We start from the raw sequence: 20,642 nt of genomic DNA, 5'->3' as shown, positions 1-20,642 counted from the left end.
TTGCCGTACTGCCACGCAATTCTGTCACGCGTGTGAAGGCGGTGAATACCGGTAAAGGACGCAGCCAGCGCGCCGTAGTTGAACAGGGCGGCAGCGCGGCGCGCGCTCCCGATTTCCCCGATTCCCCTTTCCCCCGGAGCCTTCATGTTCAAGAACACTACCATCGGAGCCAGATTGTGGTTCCTCACTATCGTCACGAACTTGTTGTTGTTGATTGTCGGCGCAGTGGGCTGGTTCGGCATGTCGCGCAGCAACGAGGCGACGCACCAGATCTATGGGCAGCAGCTGTCGGCCGCGGTCAACCTGGCCGAAGCGCGTTCGAACCAGTTGCTGGTGCGCGTACTGCTGGACCAGGCGACCTTCGCCACGGACCCCACCGATGCCAAGGCGCGCGCCGCGACCGCGGAAGGCTTTGCGCGCGATTCCGAGAGAGCCTGGCAGGCCTATCTCGCCTTGCCGCGCTCAGCTGACGAAGCCAGGGCGGTGGAGGATGTCACCGCCAAGCGCGATGCGCTCTTCAAGCAGGGCGTCGCGCCCATGATCGCCGCGCTGCACGCCGGCGACCGCGATGGCATGATGAAGGCCGTGCTCGAAACCATCCCGCGGCTCGACATCGCCTTCACCGCCGTCAATACCGAACTGAACAAGCTGCAGGTCGCCAGCGCGAAGCAGGTCTACGAGGCGTCGCAGCAACGCTACCGCAACCTGTTCACGCTGTCGGCATGTGTGCTGGCCGTGGGCCTGGCCTTCAGCACCGTGGTGGCATGGCGCCTGCGCGGTTCGATCGTCCAGCCCCTGGATACGGCGATCGGGCGTTTCGAGAAGATCGCGGGTGGCGACCTGAGCGTCGCAGCCTCCGGCGGCGAGGTGCTGGCCGACGAGTCAGCGCGCAACGAGACCGCGCGCATGCTCGGCATGCTGGGCCGGATGCAGGCCAGCCTGGTGGCCATGGTGGGCGACGTGCGCGGCGGCGCGGACGCGATCGCCTCGGCCAGCAAGCAGATCGCCAGCGGCAACGCCGACTTGTCGCAGCGCACCGAGCAGCAGGCGGCTTCGCTGGAAGAGACCGCCTCGAGCATGGAGGAACTGACCAGTACCGTGCGCCAGAATGCCGACAGCGCGCGCGAGGCCCGCGGGCTGGCAACGGATGCCGCGACCCTGGCCGAGCGCGGCAGCGAGGCCGTGCTGCTCGTGGTCAACACCATGCAATCGATCGATGCCAGCTCGGGCAAGATCGTCGACATCATCGACGTGATCGAGAAGGTTGCGTTCCAGACCAATATCCTGGCGCTGAATGCGGCAGTGGAAGCCGCGCGTGCCGGCGAGCACGGCCGCGGGTTTGCCGTGGTGGCCGGCGATGTGCGCGACCTGGCGCAGCGCTGCGCCGGCGCATCGAAGGAGATCCGCGCGCTGATCGGCGCCTCGGTGGCCAATGTGCGTGAAGGCTCGGGGCTGGTCGATGACGCCGGCCGGGCGATGCAGGACATCGTCGATGCGGTGCAGCGCGTCAGCGCCATCATCGGCGATATCAGCGCGGCCTCGGACGAGCAGTCCAATGGCATCGAGCAGGTCAACGTTGCAGTGTCGCAGATGGACAGCATGACACAGCAGAATGCGGCGCTGGTGGAGCAGGCGGCAGCGGCGGCGGCGGCGCTTGAAGACCAGGCGCAGCGCCTGACCTCGCTGGTGGCGACGTTCCGGCTGGCCTGATGGTGCAGGGCGCATGCGCCGCAAGCTGCCCGCAGGGGTGCGCTTGCCAATGCGACTGGCGTAAAATCGCGAGTTGCATTGGAGGAGTACGACATGACTGAATTCGTCACGACAGAGGTACGCGGTGGCATCGGATACCTGACGCTGAACCGCCCGCAGGCGCTCAACGCCCTGTCGCTCGACATGATCCGCGCCATCACCCAGGCGCTGCAGACCTGGGCCGCCGCGCCCGAGGTGGTGGCGGTGGTGGTCGCGGGTGCCGGCGGCAAGGCCTTCTGCGCTGGTGGCGATATCCGCTATTTCCACAAGGCTGTGCACGAAGGCGATCTGCTGCTCGACCAGTTCTTTGTCGAGGAATACGCGCTGAACTTTCTGATCCACCGCTACGCCAAGCCCTATATCGCACTGATGGACGGCGTGGTGATGGGCGGCGGCATGGGTATCTCGCAAGGGGCGCGGCTGCGCCTGGTCACCGATCGCACCAAGATGGCGATGCCGGAAACCAATATCGGACTGTTCCCGGATGTGGGCGGCGGCTGGTTCCTGGCGCGCACGCCGGGCCGCATCGGCGAGTACCTGGGGCTGACCGGCACCGTGATCCATGCCGCCGACGCGCTCTACGCCGGGCTGGCCGACGCCTATCTGCCGGGCAACTGGCTGGCCGAACTGGTCGATTCGCTGCGCACACAGCAGTTTGCCAGCGGCGACGCCGTGCTGGCGCACATCGAAGGCTTTACCGCTGCGCACCGCGATGACTGCGTGCCGGCGCAAAGCACGCTGGGCGGGTTGTCGGCGCAGATCGACAGCCTGTTCGCGGGCAACACCATGCCGGACATCCTTGCCGCCGTCAGCGACGCCGCGGGTGACTGGGCCGCGCAGACCGCCGCCATGCTGCGCAGCCGCTCGCCGCTGATGCTGTGCGTGACGCTGGAGCAGATCCGCCGTGCGCGCAGCATGTCGCTCGAAGACGAGCTGCGCATGGAACTGGACATGATGTACTACGTGTTCCGTAAGGGCGATGGTGTCGAGGGTATCCGCGCGCTCGCCGTCGACAAGGATCACAAGCCGCGCTGGCAACACGCCCGGCTTGATGATGTCAGCCGAGAGAAGGTGCTGTCGTTCTTCGACAGCCCGTGGCGCGCCGGGGAGCATCCGCTGGCGTCGCTGGGCATCGCTGCCTGACGATTCCTGCGCAGGACACGCCGGCGCCGACTCGGGTAGAGTTGCGGCTGGACCGGCGCACAGGGCCAGGCCAACCCTGGTCGCGTGCGCCGTCCGCGTCATTCCGTTCGCACAGTCAAAGGAGTCGCAATGAGCAATCCTCGTGATGTCGTTGTACTGGTGGGAAGCCTGCGCAAGGAGTCATACAACCGTAAGCTGGCCAAGGCGCTGATCGCGCTGGCGCCGCCGCAGCTCAGGCTGGAGATTGTCGAGATCGGCGAGCTGCAGTTGTACAACCAGGACCTGGACGACAAACCTACCCAGGCCTGGACCACGTTCCGCGACCGCGTCCGCCGCGCCGACGCCGTGTTGTTCGTGACCCCGGAATACAACCGCTCCGTGCCCGCGCCGCTGAAGAACGCCATCGACGTGGGCTCGCGGCCCTACGGCAGCAGCGTTTGGGACGGCAAGCCTGGCGCCGTCATCAGCGCTTCGCCCGGCGCTATCGGTGGCTTCGGTGCCAACCAGCACCTGCGCCAGTCGATGGTGTTCCTCAATGTCCCGATGCTGCAGCAGCCTGAGGCGTATATCAGCGGCGTCGACAAGCTGCTTGACGAGCAGGGCGCGATCGCCAATGAATCGACCAAGGGCTTTCTCGGCAAATTTCTGACGACGTTTGCAGGCTGGATCGAGCGGACTGCGCCGCGCTGATACTGCCGGGGCGGTGCGCTGCGAACCTCGACGCGGTAGCCTGTAACTCCCGTGGGCGTGCCAGGTTACGAAGGCGTGCGCATCCGCCCCGGTTCCGTGCATTTGTGGATTTGTGGTACTGCTGCTAGTCATTGTTTGCCCGACCAAATTATTCGAAGAGTCGTAGGCAAAGATGCCAACGTTGACCGGGCCGCTTGAATCTCTCCGGCGGCACCGCCCCCCCCGTCGCCTAATCTTCATCCAGGTGGGATGCGGCCAGTCTCCGCGCGGCGAACGGGGGCGGGTATCAGGTGCCGTTCGACCAAAGAAAAGCCCTCGGCCAGGGTTGGCGAGGGCGGAAAGTGGAAGCGCGTGAGTCGCAGCCGCGCGCTTCCGTCAGCATGACGCTATCCCTCATTCTGGACATCCCTCTAATTAGGGGGGGGCGCTGCCCCCGGCTGCGCCGGTTGGTTCTGTTGGCTTGCGAACAGTTCTACCCTCCAAAGGGATGTTTCTTAATTGAAACTTAAGTCGACACTACTGCGACTACGAGGACACGGTCATGCGCCCTTATGCCTCAGGATTGACTACTTATGTCTTGCTGTCCCTAATGCTGACCCCTGAACTATGGGTCCCATGGCTGCTGCGGGTGCCATTATTTAGGGAGTTGATCGCCTTTGGGGTACTGGCCAAGTGCATGCCGGCGGTCTTCGCATTTTTTGCGCTGGCCACCCGAGTAGGGCGATGAGGCATGCATTCCATAATGCGCGCCCTAGCCGAAAATCGGCTGCAACACGCTGGGCCGGCATTCAGGCGGGTTGGGCAATCGACCAAGGTTAGACTGTGAGTACAACCGAAGCCGTACCTTGCTTGCTATGCACCGCGTTGGCGCGACGCTGGCTCGACCGACAAGATCCCCTGCATGGCAGCCGCATTTACCGTTGCGCTGCCTGTGGCGGGCGATTCGCAGTCGCTGGCGATGCGCTGGGCGCCATCGAACAGGGGCGTTGGGATGTTGCTGAGCTGAAAGCCGCGGTTAGGCAGAGCATTGCTTCGGGCATCCTTCCACGCATCGAGGACACTAAAGGACGCCCGAGCGTGATCGCGGTCGGCCGTCAGGCATCCTGAGCTCTGTCGGATGAACGAGTAAGCCTGATGGGCTGAGCCCAACTAACTCTTTGGCATGCTGCACATAGTGCCGCTACCGGGCCGGCAGCCAGCTTCACACGCTGCTACTCCATTTGAGTCAAATCCGGCGGCACCACCGGAAGTTGTGGAGCACTGGACAACGCCCCTCGCATCAACAATGCACTGGCCGAGTACGCCACCGCTACCCGGATTGCGGAAGCGTGCTTGCGAGCGGGTTTCCCGGGGGTAGTTGGCCTAGCCGTGCTGTTGCTCTTCAGCTGGCTCAGCCCGATAGGCCGACCAGTAGTAGTGGCTGTGTCGGTTGTGGCGGGCCAGCTTCTTCTCGATGAAAAGCCGGACGGTGCCGAGGTGCCCAGCCTCGACCAGGACCTCATGGTGGCTCGGCCCGTCGTGCGTGGCACGAGGCAGCGTCTGCAGGCCAGCGGCAATGTAGTGCCCCTGAACTCGACCGAGGATGCCGTTTGCGCCGGGAGCGGGGAACGGCTCGGGGGTTGTGGCCGGAAGATGGCAGCCTGCCGCGCGTTTGCTGTTGCCCATGCTCAGCTCCGACCGGCGACGACGCGCACGCCGTCCCGAGAAACCTCGATCTGCGGCTGGTGGCCATAAGCCCGCAGCAGCCGGACATTTTCCCGGGCGGAACTCGGAATGTCCTTCCTACGGACTAGTGCGCTGTTGGTGATGAGAAAGGCGCCACAGCTCGGGCAATGGTAGAGGTAGCCATGAGATGGGGCGCGAGTGCGCTCGGCGGCAGCGCCGCAGATGGGGCAGTTTGCAGGTTCGGGCGACATGGCGGGGGCATGGATGAGTACTGTATGGATATACAGTATAGCGCGCTGACCGGAATCGCCATCGGTCATTTTCTTCAGGGTGGCTATCCCTGCGTGGCCTATTGTCGTTTCGACCGACTGATGCCTCCAAGCTTGCCGAGCACCTTGCATGCATCCGCCATGGCTTGCTCGTTGAGCGGGGACCTCCATGCCGGCTGGGCGATAGAGAAGACCGAGCTCAGGTGCGCCAAGTTGAACACGACGGCGCTGCCTTGGCTCAGGCGAACCTGCGCGGTGTACCCTATACTTCCGTCCTTTCGCACGCGCTGCGTGATCGTCCCCATATTCTCGGCGCTACAAAAGTTGAGATGGTGCTAAATCGTAGCGCTTGGGACGGAAAAATTGGACGAAATAGGCGGAATCGGCAGGAAATGGAACGCACTCACGGCACCCCGGAAACTGAGGCTACAGGCGGGAAACAAGGAAATATAAGGGCTCGCAAAATATCTGTGGCCCCGATGATGGACTGGACCGACCGCCACTGCCGCATGTTCCACCGCCAGCTCAGCCGCCACACCTGGCTGTACACCGAGATGGTGACCACCGGCGCGCTGCTGCATGGCGACGTCCCGCGCCATCTGGATTTCGATGCGGCCGAGCACCCGGTCGCGCTGCAGTTGGGCGGCAGCGAGCCGGCCGATCTTGCCATGGCGGCCAAGCTGGGCCAGCAATGGGGCTATGCGGAAGTCAACCTGAACTGCGGCTGCCCGTCCGAGCGCGTGCAGCGCGGGGCCTTCGGCGCCTGCCTGATGGCAGAGCCGCAACTGGTGGCCGACTGCGTCAAGGCGATGCGCGAAGCGGTGGACATCCCGGTCACCGTCAAGCATCGCATCGGCATCGACAAGATCGAGCACTACGATTTCGTTCGTGATTTCGTCGGCCGGGTGGCCGAGGCGGGTTGCGGCACGTTTATCGTCCACGCGCGCAATGCGATCCTGAAGGGCCTGAGCCCGAAAGAAAACCGTGAGATTCCGCCGCTGCGCTATGAGGTGGCGTACCAGCTGAAGCAGGAGTTTCCGGGCCTGGAGATCCTGATCAACGGCGGCATCGTCAGCTATGACGAGATGGCGGCCCACCTCGAGCACGTCGATGGCGTGATGATCGGTCGCGAGGCATACCATCAGCCCTATGTATTGGCCGAAATGGATGCGCGCTTCTATGGCGATGCGAGTGCGCCGACGCCGTCGCGGCTCGACGTCGAACTGGCGATGCAGCGCTATATCGGCGACCTGGTGGAGCGGGGTGGATATATGGGTGTGGTCACGCGCCACATGCTCGGCCTGCATCGTGGCATTGCGGGCGGGCGCGGCTGGCGCCGCGTGCTGTCGGATGCCAAGCGCATGAATGCGGCACGCACGCGTGCCGATGTGAATGCATTGTTCGAAGAGGCGCGCGCGCACTTGCGGCCGCAGACACAAGAGCCACTTGCCGCGTAAGCGAGCGTGGCCCGCGCGCGCACTGCCGAGGCCGCGTTCTAACTTCAAATCGTGAAAATGTGCATGGCTGCGCGGGGGTACCGCGCGCCGCACTTGCAATGCCTGATCGCCCGGAAACCGGCGCCAGGAAAGGGATTCCCCTAATTCGCTGAGGCAGGGCACTTCCATACACTGTGCCTGCCCTCGAATACAGGGCTTTCTTCAACTGATTATTAGCCCGCTTCGGCGGGCTTTTTTTTGTCGGCGCTTTCTTGCTGCTACGCCAGGCTTGTTGCTCTTCGTTTACCCGTATGGTGCATTGCCGGGATGACAGTTACAGTGCAACCGCCTTCAGGGCATTTGAGATCGCTAAATTTAAGAGTCCGCGCTGCGGACTCTTTTTTTGCGCGCTCGCTTTGCATGCGCCAGACGAGGGAATTTGACGGTCGCCCTCGTAAAGAGTTCCATCGGTCACGCTGGCAGGCTAGCGCGTATGGCTGATGCCTACGTCCAGCGTGCCGTATGTCGTGATGCTGGATTCCCTGCCGTCGAGCCCGCCGCCAGCACATCCGCCGAGCAAGGCCGCCAATACTGTCAGCGCAAGAATTCGCGCAGGCCATCTACACTTGATTTGCATTCCCGTTCCCTGCGTTCGTTGACGTATCGATTTTGTCGATGACGTCGATTGGGCTCGCATACGCTCGTGAGGTTCCATCGCCAGGTGCTGGCGCCACGGCAATGAGCGGGCAGGGTGGCCAAAAAGAGGCAGGCGGCCCGATGGGGCGGGCCGCCTGACGGGAAGGTCGAGGGGGGTCAATGTCCCTCAGGCGCAAGTATCGCTTCGCGCATTTGCGGCATGAACCCTGCAGAGGTAGGGGCTGTGCACAGCATATTTCCGCGAGCGATCGACGGCATGCGCGAAGGTGCCAGCCGGGCCGGGCGCCCTGGTCGGCGGCCGTGATACGATCCCTCGCATTTGCCCCAGGCGAGACAAGGCATGGCATGCGGACCGATGCCGGCAGGGGGCAGCGTGGAAAGAGCAAACGTGGAAAACGAAGCGCCGTTCGGTGTTGTCTATGAAGACTTCAGGGTGGTCTGGGTTGCCGAGCAACTGCAGGACGGCAAATGGACGGCACGCTACTGCTGGCACCCCGGCACTTCGGAAGCCGCGGGCAAGGCGTTGCAGGAAGCCGTGCTGAACGGCAAGTCGCGCCGCCTGTTGGGGCAGTTCGATACCGAAGCCGAGACCGTCGAGGCCATCAAGCAGGCAGTGCTGCTTGAGGCAAAGTGGAGCCCGTCCCGAACCTGAGCTTTTATCTAAAAAAAATTGTGCCGGATACTAGCCATCTCGGAAAACTGTTTGTATAATCTTGGTTTTCGTCGATCAGCAACGTAACGCGCTGATGACCTCTACGGTGGCTGTAGCTCAGTTGGTAGAGTCCAGGATTGTGATTCCTGTCGTCGTGGGTTCGAGTCCCATCAGCCACCCCAAAGCATTTTCCAGAACGGCGCCTCGCGAGGGCGCCGTTTTGCATTCCCCGGGGATGGTATGTCTGTTCGAGCGGCAGTGATTGGCGTAGCGATGGCAGCCATGGTGGCAGGGTGTGCCACCGGTACTTCTGAAAAGGACATTCGCGCGCGTGCGCCCATGCGCTTGTTCACGCCAGCAACGATGGGCGATGTTGCGAAATGCCTGCGCAACAATCTGGGCGATGACGCCGCGGTCATCAACTATCCGGCGAAGAACCAGACTGAGATCCGCATCGGCCAGACCACGTCTGGGGGTGAATACCGATACGCCTATCTGATTTCGCTGACGGCGAAGCCGGATGGTACGGCTCTGGAACTGCGCAAGAGCGATACGTGGTTCCCGCAGCTGACGCCGCAGGAGCTGGAAGCCGAAGCCAAGGCGTGTGCGCGTAGCTGAGGGCGGGGCCCACGGCTACGCGGGCTGCGCCCGCAGGGTTCAGGCAGCCAGCTTTTCGGCGGTTTCGAGTTCAAGCATGCGGCAGATCGCCGCCATGCTGCCGACCATGGTGCGGCGCTGCGTACCCTGGTAGACGCGTACGCCCTTGCTCTGGCGGAACGGCACGGGCTTGACCGGGCGACGGGCGGCGACTTGGTGGATTTGCGGCATGGTGGCACCTCTTTTGGGCAAAGCGGGGTCAACACCCGGCAAGCCGGGTGGCGTCTGCAAAGCAATGGAAGCGGGTGGGCCCGCGCAGGCTCGCTGCCTGCGGTGCCCGGCTAGAAGCCGGAAGATCGGATCAGACCGACGGCGATGCCTTCCAGCGAGAACTCCTCGCCAGGCTCCACGATGATGTTGGTGAAGTCCGGGTTTTCTGCGATCAGTTCGATATGGCCACCGCGCCGCTGCAGGCGCTTGACGGTCACGTCATCACCTAGGCGCGCCACCACGATCTTGCCGTTGGCGGCTTCGCTGGCGCGGCGCACGGCCAGCAGGTCGCCATCGAGGATGCCGGCATCGCGCATGCTCAGGCCGCGCACGCGCAGCAGGTAATCGGGGCGTTCGTCGAAGACCGAGGCGTCGACCTGGTACTGGCGGTCGATATGCTCGGCGGCGAGTATCGGGCTGCCGGCAGCAACGCGGCCCACCAGCGGCAGCGTCAGCTGCATCACGCCGGCCATCGGCAACGAAAACTGGTCAGGCATTTCCGAATCGCTGCGTGCCACCTTCAGGCGGATGCCGCGTGAGGCGCCCGGGGTCAATTCGATCACGCCCTTGCGTGCCAGCGCCCTCAGGTGTTCTTCTGCGGCATTGGGCGATGAGAAGCCGAATTCTGCGGCGATTTCGGCGCGCGTGGGCGGAAAGCCGGTGCGGCGGATCGTGTTGCGGATCAGATCGAAAATCTGCTGCTGCCGGGGTGTCAGGGTCGCCATGGGATCGCCATTCCGTGCGGGGCCGCGGGGATTCCGGGTAAGGGATCGGTCGATCCTTTATCCTGCATCCGGCTGGCCAGGCACTGTATGTTTAAACAGTATGCTGTGATTTTATACAGTATCGGCCTGAGCGCAAGCAGAATTTTTGGGGCGTGTCGCATGGACGGATTGTGGATCGCCAGCGCGGGCCCGCGGCGAGGCGGGGCGCGCCCGTTACAATCGGCATTCCTGTTTTCCCACTTTCTTTGCACGCCTCCATGACCCAATTGCCTCGCATCGTCGTACTTGCCACCGGCGGCACCATCGCTGGCGCGGCCGGCAACTCCGCCAGCAGCGCTCGCTACCAGGCGGCGACCGTGCCGGTGTCGTCGTTGCTGGCAGCGGTGCCCGCGCTGCAGTCGGCGGCCCGCATCGAAGCCGAGCAGGTGGCCCAGGTCGACAGCAAAGACATGACCTTCATGCTCTGGCAAACGCTGGCGGCGCGGGTTGAGCACTGGTCCGCGCAGCCCGACGTGGCCGGCATCGTGATCACGCACGGCACCGATACACTGGAAGAAACCGCGATGGCGCTGCACCTGACGCAATCGTGTCCGGTGCCCGTGGTGATGACGGCGGCAATGCGGCCGTCGACGTCGCTGTCGGCCGATGGCCCGCTGAACCTGCTGGATGCGGTGCGCGTGGCCGCTCATCCCGATGCGCGCGGCAAGGGTGTGCTGGTGGTGCTGAACCAGCAGATCCACGCTGCGCGGGATGTGGCCAAGGCCCACACGTCGGCGGTCGATGCTTTTGTCTCGGCCTGCGGGCCGCTGGGTTTCGTGCAGGATGACTACGTGCGCTTCGCGCGCGCGCCGCGCGCGGCCTGGGTGATCGGGCCGATGCCGACGGCGTGGCCGGTGGTGGAGATCGTGGCCAGCTACGCCCAGCCGGGCAGGGTGGCTGTGGATGCGCTGGTCCGCGCGGGCGTCGCCGGACTCGTGGTGGCTGCCGCTGGCAATGGCTCGGTGCATGAGGTGCTGGCCGAGGCGCTGGCCGATGCCGCTGCCGCGGGTGTGGCCGTGGTGCGCAGTTCCCGCACCGGGGCCGGCCATGTGGCGATTCCGCCCCAGCTCAGCCCGGCGGATGGGGCTTTTGTTTCCGCAACGGACCTCAATCCCTATAAGGCGCGCGTGCTGCTGGCCATGGCGCTGGCAGCCGACGCAGGGCTGGCGCGGGATCCGGCGAGGCTGCAGGCCTTGATTGCCAACGCCTGATTTGCCTGTGTAAACAGCGGCTTGCGCACTTGCCGATACGCGCGCTATAATGTAAAGCTATTCAACCTTGCCACACCGGACTCGTGACGCCCGGGTGGCTAATCCAAAAGGAGCGTCAATGCGTCATTACGAAATCGTCTTCATCGTCCACCCGGACCAGAGCGAACAAGTGCCGGCCATGATCGAGCGCTACAAGCAGCTCGTGACCTCGCAGAACGGCAACGTTCACCGCGTGGAAGACTGGGGCCGTCGCCAGATGGCTTACATGATCCAGAAGCTGGCCAAGGCTCACTACGTTTGCCTGAACATCGAATGCGGCAAGGAAACGCTGGCTGAACTGGAACACGCGTTCAAGTTCAACGACGCCGTCCTGCGCCACCTGATCGTGCAGACCAAGAAGGCCGAGACCGCACCTTCGCCGATGATGAAGGAAGTGCAGCGCGAAGAAGCCCGCAAGGCCGCGCAAACGACCACCGAAGGCCAGGCCGCCTGAGTGCGGACTGCGGTGCGTGCCATGGCTGACAGCGTCAGCCACGGCAGCATGGATTGCAACCAGCAAGAGGCCCCGCGTTGAACCAGCTTCGGCTTGCCGCCACCCTGGCGGAACGCGATGCCCTGCGCTATACCCCGGCCGGGGTCCCCGTCGTGAACTGCATCCTGCAGTACAGCGGCGAGGCCGTCGAGGCGCAAACGCCGCGGCAGGTCGAGTTTGCAATCGCAGCGATGGGGATCGGACAGGTTGGCCAGCGTCTGGAGCGGTTGCCGCTCGGCACGCTGCTCGACTGCGAAGGATTCCTGGCCCGCAGGCACCGCAACAGCAAGGCTCTCGTCTTTCACATCACTGGATGTAAAGCATTCGAAAAGGATTGAATCATGGCATTCGTCAAACGTGACAACAAGAACAAGAAGCGCTTCCAGCAACAGAACCCGCTGTTCAAGCGCAAGCGCTTCTGCCGCTTCACCGTGGCTGGCGTGGAACAGATCGACTACAAGGATCTGGACACCCTGAAGGACTTCATCGGCGACAACGGCAAGATCACGCCGGCCCGCCTGACCGGTACTAAGGCTCACTATCAGCGTCAGCTGGATACGGCCATCAAGCGTGCGCGTTTCCTCGCGCTGATGCCGTACACCGACCTGCACAAGAACTGATCAGGCCCTAGGTCCGTTAAGGAGAGAATGCGATGCAAATTATTCTGCTGGAAAAAGTCGTCAACCTGGGCAACCTGGGTGACATCGTCAAGGTGAAGGACGGTTACGCCCGTAACTTCCTGATCCCGGGCAAGAAGGCCCGCCGCGCTACGCAAACCGCGATCGCCGAATTCGAAGTCAAGCGCGCCGAGTTGGAAAAGGCCGCTGCCGAGAAGCTGGCCGCCGCGCAAGCCGAAGGCGAGAAGCTGAACGGCCTGACGGTACAGATCAGCCAGAAGTCGGGTGTGGACGGCCGCCTGTTCGGTTCCGTGACCAACGCCGACATCGCTGAAGCCCTGGCTGGCCAAGGCTTCAAGCTGGAAAAGGCCCAGGTTCGCATGCCGAACGGCCCGCTGAAGATGGTGGGCGACCACCCGGTCAGCGTCGCGCTGCACACGGACGTCGTGGTCGACGTGACCGTGTCGGTCGTGGGCGAGAGCGTCTAAGGACGTGCCGCCTCGCCGGCGCGCTGCGCCGGCTGAAGCACCGCAAGCACTGCAAGCAAGAAAGGCAGGAGCCCTGGCTCCTGCCTTTTTTGTTGTTCGCTTGTCATTGCAGGCCCGGTCGCCAAATGTACGGCGAAGTGCGTCCACCCGCCGGTATAATCCCTCCCCATGAACGCGCCTGTCGCCGACCCCCAACTCGAGAACCTCAAGGTCCCGCCGCATTCCATCGAAGCCGAGCAATCGGTGCTGGGTGGCCTGCTGCTGGACAACGCCGCCTGGGACCGCATTGCGGACTTCATCTCCGAGGCGGATTTCTACCGTTTTGACCACCGGATGATCTTCCAGAGCATCGCCCGGTTGATCTCGGCCACCAAGCCGGCCGACGTGATCACGGTCTATGAAATGCTGCAGGTGGCTGGCAAGGCCGAGGAGGTGGGCGGGCTGGCCTACCTGAATTCGCTGGCGCAGAACACGCCCAGCGCGGCCAATATCCGCCGCTACGCCGAGATCGTGCGTGAGCGCTCGGTGCTGCGCAAGCTGGTGACGGCGGCCGACGATATCGCCTCGGCCGCGTTTGCGCCCAAGGGCCGCGAGGTGCGCGAACTGCTGGATGAGGCCGAATCCAAGGTCTTTGCGATTGCCGAAGAAGGCTCGCGCGGCCAGAAGGGTTTCCAGGAAATCCAGCCGCTGCTGACCCAGGTGGTCGAGCGCATCGACGAGCTGTATCACCGCGATTCCACCACCGACGTCACCGGCGTCCCGACCGGCTTCATCGACCTGGACAAGATGACCAGCGGCATGCAGCCGGGCGACCTGGTCATCGTGGCCGGCCGCCCGTCGATGGGCAAGACCGCGTTCTCGCTGAACATCGGCGAGCACGTGGCGGTGGAGCAGGGCTTGCCGGTGGCAGTGTTCTCGATGGAAATGGCGGGCACCCAGCTGGCCATGCGTATGCTCGGCTCGGTCGGCCGCCTCGACCAGCACCGGCTGCGCACGGGCCGCCTGCTGGATGAAGACTGGCCGCGGCTGACGCATGCGATCCAGCGCATGAACGACACCCAGCTGTTCATCGACGAAACGCCGGCGCTGAACCCGATGGAGCTGCGTGCCCGTTCGCGGCGCCTGGCGCGCCAGTGCGGGCAGCTTGGCCTGATCATCATCGATTACCTTCAGCTGATGTCAGGTTCCGGCGGCGGCGAGAACCGCGCCACGGAAATTTCCGAAATTTCCCGTTCGCTCAAGGGCCTGGCCAAGGAACTCAACTGCCCGGTGATTGCACTGTCGCAGCTGAACCGAAGCCTGGAACAGCGCCCCAACAAGCGTCCGGTGATGTCCGACCTGCGCGAATCCGGCGCTATCGAACAGGATGCCGACGTGATCCTGTTCATCTACCGCGACGAGGTCTATAACGCGGACTCCCAGGACAAGGGCACGGCCGAGATCATTATCGGCAAGCAGCGTAACGGCCCGATCGGCACGGTGCGCCTGACCTTCCTGGGCCAGTTCACGAAGTTCGACAACTTCAGCGGCGGCCCGGCTTTCTTCGACAACGACACCTGACGAAGTCAAGCCAGCCTGCAATCGTCTGTGCGGCGCCGTCTTGTTTGCGCCAAATTCGCGGGCAATGTCCCTGTAACCCTGTAAAATATTGCGCTTTGATGACAGTCACCACCCGCGACTGTCATGCAACGCGCCCGCTCAATCCTGCAACACAATCAGCAGCGTCACCACGCTGCCACAAGGAACATTCCATGTTCGGCCGATTCATGCCCACGGAGGGCAAGTTCTTCGAATATTTCAACCAGCATGCCGACTGCGCGGTGACCGCCGCCCATGAGCTCCAGGCACTGGTCAACGACTTGCCCAACGCCGAGGCCCATGCGCGCCGCGTCCAGGCCACCGAAAAGAAGGCCGACCGGATCACGCACGACACCATCGACCTGCTGCACAAGACCTTCATCACGCCGCTGGACCGCGACGAGATCCACAAGCTCATCACGACCATGGACGACATCCTGGACCTGATGGAAGACGTGGCCGAGACCATCTCGCTGTACGACGTGACCAACCTGACCGACGAGGCGCTGCGCCTGGCGGCCATCTGCGTGCAGTGCTGCGACCAGGTCAAGATCGCGGTGGGCCTGCTTGAGGACATGGGCAACGCCAGCACCATCCTGAAGACCGCGCAGCAGATCGACCAGCTCGAGTCTGAAGCCGACCGCGTGATGCGCTCGGCGATGTCCAAGCTGTTCCGTGACGAGACCGACGTCAAGCGCCTGATCAAGCTGAAGGCCATCTACGAACAGCTCGAGACGATCACCGACAAGTGCGAGGACGTCGCCAACATCATCGAAGGCATCGTCCTGGAAAACGCCTGAGGCGGCAATCGGCATGCAGACCATACAAATGAGCCTGTGGGTGATCGCCTTGCTGGTGGCGCTCGCGCTGCTGTTCGACTTCATGAACGGCTTCCACGACGCGGCCAACTCGATCGCCACCGTGGTTTCCACGGGCGTGCTCAAGCCGCACCACGCGGTGGCGATGGCGGCGATGTGCAACGTCGTCGCGATCTTTATCTTCCATCTGAAGGTGGCCGCCACGGTGGGCACCGGCACGATCGATGTCAGTATCGTCGACCATTACGTCGTGTTCGGGGCGCTGGTCGGGGCGATCGCCTGGAACGTCATCACCTGGTACTACGGCATCCCTTCGTCGTCGTCGCACGCGCTGATCGGCGGACTGGTGGGCGCGGCGGTGGCCAAGGCCGGCACCGGTGCGCTGGTGGGCAGCGGCCTGCTGAAAACCGTGGCCTTTATCCTGATCTCGCCGCTGCTGGGTTTTATCCTCGGTTCGCTGATGATGGTGATTGTGGGCTGGACCTTCTTTCGCACGCCGCCGTCGCGCGTGGACCGCTGGTTCCGCCGCCTGCAGCTGGTGTCGGCATCGATGTACAGCCTGGGCCATGGGGGCAATGACGCGCAGAAGACCATCGGCATCATCTGGATGCTGCTGATCGCCAGCGGCCATGTGGTGGCCGGCGGCCAGCCGCCGACCTGGGTGATCGTCAGCTGCTACGTGGCCATCGGCATGGGCACGCTGTTCGGCGGCTGGCGGATCGTGCGCACCATGGGCCAGAAGATCACCAAGCTCAAGCCGGTCGGCGGCTTCTGCGCCGAGACGGGCGGGGCGATCACGCTGTTCTTTGCCTCGGCGCTGGGCGTGCCGGTATCGACCACGCATACCATCACCGGCGCCATCGTCGGCGTCGGCTCTGCGCAGAAGATGTCGGCGGTGCGCTGGGGCGTGGCCGGCAATATCGTCTGGGCCTGGGTGCTGACGATTCCGGCATCGGCCTTCATGGCGGCGATCGCATGGTGGATCGGGCGGCATATCCTGTAAGGCAGGGGCCGCCGTACCAGCAAAAAGCCAGGCTGATGCCTGGCTTTTTGTTTGGGCGTTTCACTGGTTGGCGAAGGCCGCGATGGGATCGTCGTCGACCGGAAGCGGTGCGGGGGCCGGCGCGGGCTCAGGCAGCGGTGGCGCTGCCGGGAATGCCACCGACGCGGGTGGCTGGTTGGCCGCCGCCACCACGCGGCGCGCGCCGTTGTAGCGCGAGGCCCAGTAGGGCTTGCCCATGTCCTCCAGCCGGACCGTGCCGCCGGAAGACGGCGCATGGACAAAGCGGTTCTGTCCGACGTAGATGCCCACGTGCGAATTGGCGCGGCCGGTGGTGTTGAAGAACACCAGGTCGCCGGATGCCACCTCGCTGCGGTCCAGCGAACTGCCGCGGGCGCCCATTGCCTCGGTCGTGCGCGGCAGGTTCACATTGGCCGCGCGCGACACCACGTAGCGCACCAGCCCGCTGCAGTCGAAGCCGGAGTCTGGCGTATTGCCGCCGTAGCGATAGGGTGTGCCGACCAGCGACATCGCCTGGATCGAAATCTCTTCCAGTCCGGCGCTGGGATCGATCATGGGCTTGCCCGGCGTGCGCGGCAGGCCGGCATGGCGCGAAGGCGGGGAACTTGCGCAGGCCGCCAGCAACAGGGCGGTGGCGCAGAGCAGCGGCAGCCGGACCTGGGCAAGCAGGCCCTGCGCACGCAATGGATGGGAAGAGATTCGGGTACGGCGCAATGGCATCCTGGGTTTCTGGTCGCCGGCCTGCCGGCGCACCGGAAGCCTTGCCGCTACCAGCGTAGCTGGGCGTTGCGCGTACCGGTGCTGACCTTGATGGACTTGGCCTGGCCCTTGTAACTGGCCTCGATATTGTAGCTGCCTTCGGGCGCACGTATCAGGCAGCGCGGGCCGGCGGCGTTGAAGCTGGCGACTTCCTGCTCGTCGCGCACCAGCCTGACCGCCACGTCCGACAGGAATTCACCGTTTGCACCCTGGATGAACAGGATGCCTATATTGAAGTCCTTTTCCTTCGCGGCCAGCGCCTGGCGCTCGTCCTCGGCGACACCGCCGCAGACGTAGCTGACCGGGCCCATGGTGCGTATCACCATTTCTTCTTCGGCGGCATGGGCCGGGCGCCAGCTCGCGGCCAGCGCGATGCCGGCGGCAGCCAGCACGGCCAGCGCAAGGCGCTGCCTGTGCTGGCTGCGGGCGATGGCAGGCACATGCCTGCGGGGCAGATGCTGGATATTCATCGACGCCTCCAGTGGGGATGCGGGGCAACGGCAAACATGGGCCATCATAGCCCCAAAGTGCTTGTCGTTGACGGCGGCGCTCAGGCACTGCGGGCGCGCCCCGCCACCGGCAGGGCGCGCCGCAGACTGCCAGTGTCAGAGCACGTCGCCGGCGTGATCGGCCAGGCGCGAGCGTTCGCCGCGCGCCAGCGTGATATGGCCGCTGTGGCTCCAGCCCTTGAAGCGGTCGACTACATAGGTCAGGCCCGACGAACCCTCGGTCAGGTACGGCGTGTCGATCTGCGCGATATTGCCCAGGCAGATGATCTTGGTACCCGGGCCGGCGCGCGTCACCAGCGTCTTCATCTGCTTGGGCGTCAGGTTCTGAGCCTCGTCGATGATGACGAACTTGTTGACGAAGGTGCGCCCGCGCATGAAGTTCATGCTCTTGACCTTGATGCGCGAGCGGATCAGCTCCTGCGTGGCGGCGCGGCCCCAGTCGCCGGCGCTGTCGTCGCTCTTCTGCAGCACCTCGAGGTTGTCGTCGAACGCGCCCATCCACGGCTGCATCTTCTCTTCCTCGGTGCCGGGCAGGAAGCCGATGTCTTCGCCCACCGGCACCGTGGCGCGCGTGACGATGATCTCGTTGTACTGCTTCTGGTCCAGCACCTGTTCCAGGCCGGCGGCCAGCGCCAGCAGGGTCTTGCCGGTGCCGGCCTGCCCAAGCAGCGTGACGAAGTCGATGTCCGGGTTCATCAGCAGGTTGAGCGCGAAGTTCTGCTCGCGGTTGCGGGCGGTCACGCTCCACACATTGTTCTTGTGGTGCGTGTAGTCCTTGAGCGTCTGCAGCAGCGCGGTCTTGCCATTGATCTCCTTGACCTGCGCGTACAGCGGCAGGCTGCCGTCGACCGGTTCCAGGTAGACAAACTGGTTGACCAGGAACGACGGCACCAGCGGGCCGGTGAGCCGGTAGAACATGGCGCCGGACTTCGGATCCTGCCAGCTTTCCACGCCCTTGCCGTGCCGGGTCCAGAAGTCGCCGGGCAGCTGCAGTACGCCGGCGTAGAGCAGGTCCTTGTCTTCCAGGACCTGGTCGTTGAAGTAGTCTTCGGCCGGCAGGCCCAGCGCGCGTGCCTTGATGCGCATGTTGATGTCTTTCGACACCAGCACGACCTGGCGCTCGGGGTACTGCTGCTGCAGCGCGCTGACCACGCCCAGGATCTGGTTGTCGGCCTTGCCCTGCGGCAGGCCTTCAGGCAGCTTGATGTCGTTCAGGCGCGTCTGGAAGAACAGCTTGCCCTGCGCGTCGCGGTTACCCAGCTTGGCCAGCGGCAGGCCTTCGTCGAGCACGCCGTCGGTGCCGCCCACCAGCGAATCGAGCGTGCGGCTGACCATGCGCGCGTTGCGCGCGACTTCGCTCATGCCCTTCTTGTGGTTGTCCAGTTCTTCGAGCGTCATCATCGGCAGATAGATGTCGTGTTCCTCGAAGCGAAAGAGCGAGGCCGGGTCGTGCATCAGCACGTTGGTGTCGAGCACGAACAGCTTGCTCGGGCCTTCGGACTTGCGGGCGCGGCGTGTGGGGCCGGAGGACGGCTTGACCAGGCTGACTGGCGCGGCAGTGACGGCAGGCGTCGACACGGCCGGGGCCTCGGTGCTGCGGGCGCGGGTGCCACCGGCGGCGCGGGCCTGGACCTCAGACACCTCGGTGTCGCCGGTTTCCAGCAATGCCACACGCTCGAGCGCCGGCACAGGTTTCTTGCCCTGTGTGGCGGCTTTGGCCTTGGGCACCGCGGAGACCGGAGCAAACTCGCTCGGATCCAGCAATTGGGCAGGCTTGGCGGGCATGGTAGGCAGCGGCATGCTTGGCTTTCCTTTCAGGGGGACAAGAAGGGGGCGAGGGTGTCCGCGCCGCGACGCCGCGATACGTCGGAGACGGCGTGGCGGCCGATGGCCGGGGCATGCATGCGCGAGGCTCCCGGTGCGGACAGGCATGAGGACAGACGCGGCTGCAAACAAAAAAGCCGCCATGCCTGCTGAACAGGGTTGGCGGCTGGGATCCGGCGGCTTCTTTGGTGGACTGCCGACACGGCAGGTCCGCTACCGGCCTGTGGCGCGAACCGCCTGGGCCGGGGAGTCGAAACAGCGTGGCATCCGGAATCTGAACTCATTACGGGCCAATGTATCCGAAGGTTTTGGGTTTGGCAATTGGGTTTGCCATCGGCTTGTTGCGACACAGCACGTCCGGCTTGGCGTCCGTGTCGAGGCAAGGCCGATACCGACGCGATACCTCAGAGCCCGCGCACGATTTCCAGGACTTCGTCAACATGGTTCGGCACCTTGATGCCGCGCAGCTCGTGGCGCAGCATGCCCTTGCCGTCGATGATGAAGGTGCTGCGCTCGATGCCCCGGTGCTCCTTGCCATAAAGCTTTTTCATCTTGATGACATCGAACAACGTGCACACGGCTTCGTCGGCATCCGAGATCAGCTCGAAGGGCAGTTCAAGCTTGGCCTTGAAGTTCTCGTGCGAGCGGATGCTGTCTCGCGAGATGCCGAACACCTGCACGCCGGCCTTCTGGAAATCCTCGTACTGGTCGCGGAAGTTCATGGCCTCCGTGGTGCAACCCGGCGTGTTGTCCTTCGGGTAGAAGTACAGCACCACCGTCTTGCCGCGGTAGTCGGCAAGGCGGAAGGTGGCGTCGCCGGTCATCGGCGCGCTGAAGTCGGGTACGGCCTTGTTCAGACTGACGGTCATGCTTGTGGCTCCTGGGGGAGGGGGCAGGGGATCGGGAGAATCGGGTGAGGGGGCTGCCACCTTGGCGGGGCAGATTGGGGCGCCCTGCCGGACTTCAAGCGTGGCGCCGGCTCAACTTTTGCAAAGGTCAGGCGGCTTCGGGTTCGAGCAACAGCACCGCCGCCACCTTGCGCCCTTCTGCCATCAGGATGTTGTAGGTGCGGCAGGCGGCCTGCAGGTCCATGGCGTCCACCCCGACATGACGGCGCGACAGCGATGCGGTCAGGCGCGGGTGCGGGAAGCGCAGCCGCGAGCCGGTGCCGAGCAGCACCACTTCGGGGGCGAGTTCCACCAGTTGCTCGAAATGCGCGGGCTCCAGGTCTTCGAAGCGGCTGACCGGCCAGGGCCGTACTTCGCCCTCGGGCATGACCAGGACCGAGTTGGTGTGACGGACGAGGTTGATCTCGATGTATCCCGGCCCGTAGGCCGTGACGGTATTGAGCGACTGGGGCTGGTCGGCGTGGAGTTTCACTTGGAGGCCTCTG

22 protein-coding genes and 1 tRNA gene are annotated in these 20,642 nt (G+C 64.2%); 15 read left to right on the top strand and 8 right to left on the bottom strand.

What is annotated here, in order from left to right:
* The first annotated feature begins 144 nt into the window (after positions 1-144).
* From CNE_RS10690 to CNE_RS10680, 3 genes are all read left to right on the top strand, one after another.
* Positions 145-1,710, top strand: a complete 1,566-nt coding sequence (locus CNE_RS10690; protein ID WP_013957152.1) for a methyl-accepting chemotaxis protein — start codon at positions 145-147, stop codon at positions 1,708-1,710.
* 93 nt (positions 1,711-1,803) lie between these two features.
* A complete protein-coding gene (locus tag CNE_RS10685) occupies positions 1,804-2,892 on the top strand; it encodes an enoyl-CoA hydratase/isomerase family protein (protein ID WP_013957151.1) in 1,089 nt (362 codons plus the stop codon).
* 129 nt (positions 2,893-3,021) lie between these two features.
* A complete protein-coding gene (locus CNE_RS10680; protein WP_013957150.1) occupies positions 3,022-3,582 on the top strand; it encodes an NADPH-dependent FMN reductase in 561 nt (186 codons plus the stop codon).
* A 1,362-nt stretch (positions 3,583-4,944) separates the two neighbouring features.
* On the opposite strand, the gene CNE_RS10675 is transcribed toward CNE_RS10680, so the two are convergent.
* Positions 4,945-5,247, bottom strand: coding sequence for a hypothetical protein (locus tag CNE_RS10675; RefSeq protein WP_013957149.1), 303 nt, complete (start codon positions 5,245-5,247; stop codon positions 4,945-4,947).
* 661 nt (positions 5,248-5,908) lie between these two features.
* Between CNE_RS10675 and dusA the strand changes: the two genes are divergently transcribed.
* The 4 genes from dusA to CNE_RS10650 all read left to right on the top strand — a co-directional run bounded on the left by dusA (position 5,909) and on the right by CNE_RS10650 (position 8,879).
* Positions 5,909-6,973, top strand: a complete 1,065-nt coding sequence (gene dusA, locus CNE_RS10665; protein WP_013957147.1) for a tRNA dihydrouridine(20/20a) synthase DusA — start codon at positions 5,909-5,911, stop codon at positions 6,971-6,973.
* Positions 6,974-7,949: 976 nt separating this feature from the next.
* Positions 7,950-8,261, top strand: coding sequence for a hypothetical protein (locus tag CNE_RS10660; protein ID WP_013957145.1), 312 nt, complete (start codon positions 7,950-7,952; stop codon positions 8,259-8,261).
* Positions 8,262-8,367: 106 nt separating this feature from the next.
* Positions 8,368-8,443: transfer RNA gene (locus CNE_RS10655), tRNA-His, on the top strand.
* Positions 8,444-8,534: 91 nt separating this feature from the next.
* A complete protein-coding gene (locus CNE_RS10650) occupies positions 8,535-8,879 on the top strand; it encodes a hypothetical protein (protein WP_148271578.1) in 345 nt (114 codons plus the stop codon).
* 39 nt (positions 8,880-8,918) lie between these two features.
* Here CNE_RS10650 and CNE_RS41700 read toward each other — a convergent pair whose 3' ends face one another.
* Both CNE_RS41700 and lexA read right to left on the bottom strand, forming a co-directional pair.
* Positions 8,919-9,089, bottom strand: coding sequence for a hypothetical protein (locus tag CNE_RS41700; RefSeq protein WP_010809510.1), 171 nt, complete (start codon positions 9,087-9,089; stop codon positions 8,919-8,921).
* A 110-nt stretch (positions 9,090-9,199) separates the two neighbouring features.
* The gene (lexA, locus tag CNE_RS10645; protein WP_013957143.1) at positions 9,200-9,853 is read right to left on the bottom strand and encodes a transcriptional repressor LexA; all 654 of its coding nucleotides are present in this window, start codon (positions 9,851-9,853) and stop codon (positions 9,200-9,202) included.
* Between the two features lie 257 nt (positions 9,854-10,110).
* Here lexA and CNE_RS10640 point away from each other — a divergent pair, with 257 nt between their 5' ends.
* The 8 genes from CNE_RS10640 (at position 10,111) to CNE_RS10605 (ending at position 16,139) form a co-directional block, all read left to right on the top strand.
* The gene (locus tag CNE_RS10640; protein ID WP_013957141.1) at positions 10,111-11,103 is read left to right on the top strand and encodes an asparaginase; all 993 of its coding nucleotides are present in this window, start codon (positions 10,111-10,113) and stop codon (positions 11,101-11,103) included.
* Between the two features lie 118 nt (positions 11,104-11,221).
* Positions 11,222-11,596 (top strand): 30S ribosomal protein S6, encoded by a 375-nt coding sequence (gene rpsF, locus CNE_RS10635; protein WP_010809513.1) that lies wholly within the window; start codon positions 11,222-11,224, stop codon positions 11,594-11,596.
* A gap of 77 nt (positions 11,597-11,673) precedes the next feature.
* A complete protein-coding gene (gene priB, locus CNE_RS10630; RefSeq protein ID WP_013957140.1) occupies positions 11,674-11,973 on the top strand; it encodes a primosomal replication protein N in 300 nt (99 codons plus the stop codon).
* A 3-nt stretch (positions 11,974-11,976) separates the two neighbouring features.
* The gene (gene rpsR, locus CNE_RS10625) at positions 11,977-12,255 is read left to right on the top strand and encodes a 30S ribosomal protein S18 (RefSeq protein ID WP_006163606.1); all 279 of its coding nucleotides are present in this window, start codon (positions 11,977-11,979) and stop codon (positions 12,253-12,255) included.
* Positions 12,256-12,287: 32 nt separating this feature from the next.
* The gene (rplI, locus tag CNE_RS10620) at positions 12,288-12,740 is read left to right on the top strand and encodes a 50S ribosomal protein L9 (protein ID WP_013957139.1); all 453 of its coding nucleotides are present in this window, start codon (positions 12,288-12,290) and stop codon (positions 12,738-12,740) included.
* Between the two features lie 168 nt (positions 12,741-12,908).
* A complete protein-coding gene (locus CNE_RS10615; RefSeq protein WP_013957138.1) occupies positions 12,909-14,300 on the top strand; it encodes a replicative DNA helicase in 1,392 nt (463 codons plus the stop codon).
* Positions 14,301-14,491: 191 nt separating this feature from the next.
* The gene (locus CNE_RS10610; protein WP_010809517.1) at positions 14,492-15,118 is read left to right on the top strand and encodes a DUF47 domain-containing protein; all 627 of its coding nucleotides are present in this window, start codon (positions 14,492-14,494) and stop codon (positions 15,116-15,118) included.
* Positions 15,119-15,131: 13 nt separating this feature from the next.
* Complete coding sequence (locus CNE_RS10605; RefSeq protein ID WP_013957137.1) at positions 15,132-16,139, top strand: inorganic phosphate transporter; 1,008 nt, start codon at positions 15,132-15,134, stop codon at positions 16,137-16,139.
* A 60-nt stretch (positions 16,140-16,199) separates the two neighbouring features.
* On the opposite strand, the gene CNE_RS10600 is transcribed toward CNE_RS10605, so the two are convergent.
* The 5 genes from CNE_RS10600 to CNE_RS10580 all read right to left on the bottom strand — a co-directional run bounded on the left by CNE_RS10600 (position 16,200) and on the right by CNE_RS10580 (position 20,629).
* A complete protein-coding gene (locus tag CNE_RS10600; protein WP_013957136.1) occupies positions 16,200-16,877 on the bottom strand; it encodes a C40 family peptidase in 678 nt (225 codons plus the stop codon).
* Between the two features lie 47 nt (positions 16,878-16,924).
* Positions 16,925-17,386 carry a hypothetical protein gene (locus tag CNE_RS10595; protein WP_013957135.1) on the bottom strand — a complete coding sequence of 154 codons (462 nt, stop codon included), beginning with the start codon at positions 17,384-17,386 and terminating at the stop codon, positions 16,925-16,927.
* A 135-nt stretch (positions 17,387-17,521) separates the two neighbouring features.
* Entirely contained in the window at positions 17,522-19,225 is a 1,704-nt protein-coding gene (locus tag CNE_RS10590) for a PhoH family protein (RefSeq protein WP_013957134.1), read from the bottom strand.
* Positions 19,226-19,653: 428 nt separating this feature from the next.
* Positions 19,654-20,118: a peroxiredoxin gene (locus CNE_RS10585; RefSeq protein WP_013957133.1), complete on the bottom strand. Its 465-nt coding sequence runs from the start codon at positions 20,116-20,118 to the stop codon at positions 19,654-19,656.
* A 127-nt stretch (positions 20,119-20,245) separates the two neighbouring features.
* Complete coding sequence (locus CNE_RS10580) at positions 20,246-20,629, bottom strand: Mth938-like domain-containing protein (RefSeq protein ID WP_013957132.1); 384 nt, start codon at positions 20,627-20,629, stop codon at positions 20,246-20,248.
* Between the last annotated feature and the right edge of the window lie 13 nt (positions 20,630-20,642).

This window comes from Cupriavidus necator N-1 (assembly GCF_000219215.1).
In the GTDB taxonomy this organism is placed as follows: Bacteria; Pseudomonadota; Gammaproteobacteria; order Burkholderiales; family Burkholderiaceae; genus Cupriavidus; species Cupriavidus necator.
Note: the sequence above shows the minus strand (reverse complement) of the source record. Positions and strands in the feature narration are given on the sequence as shown.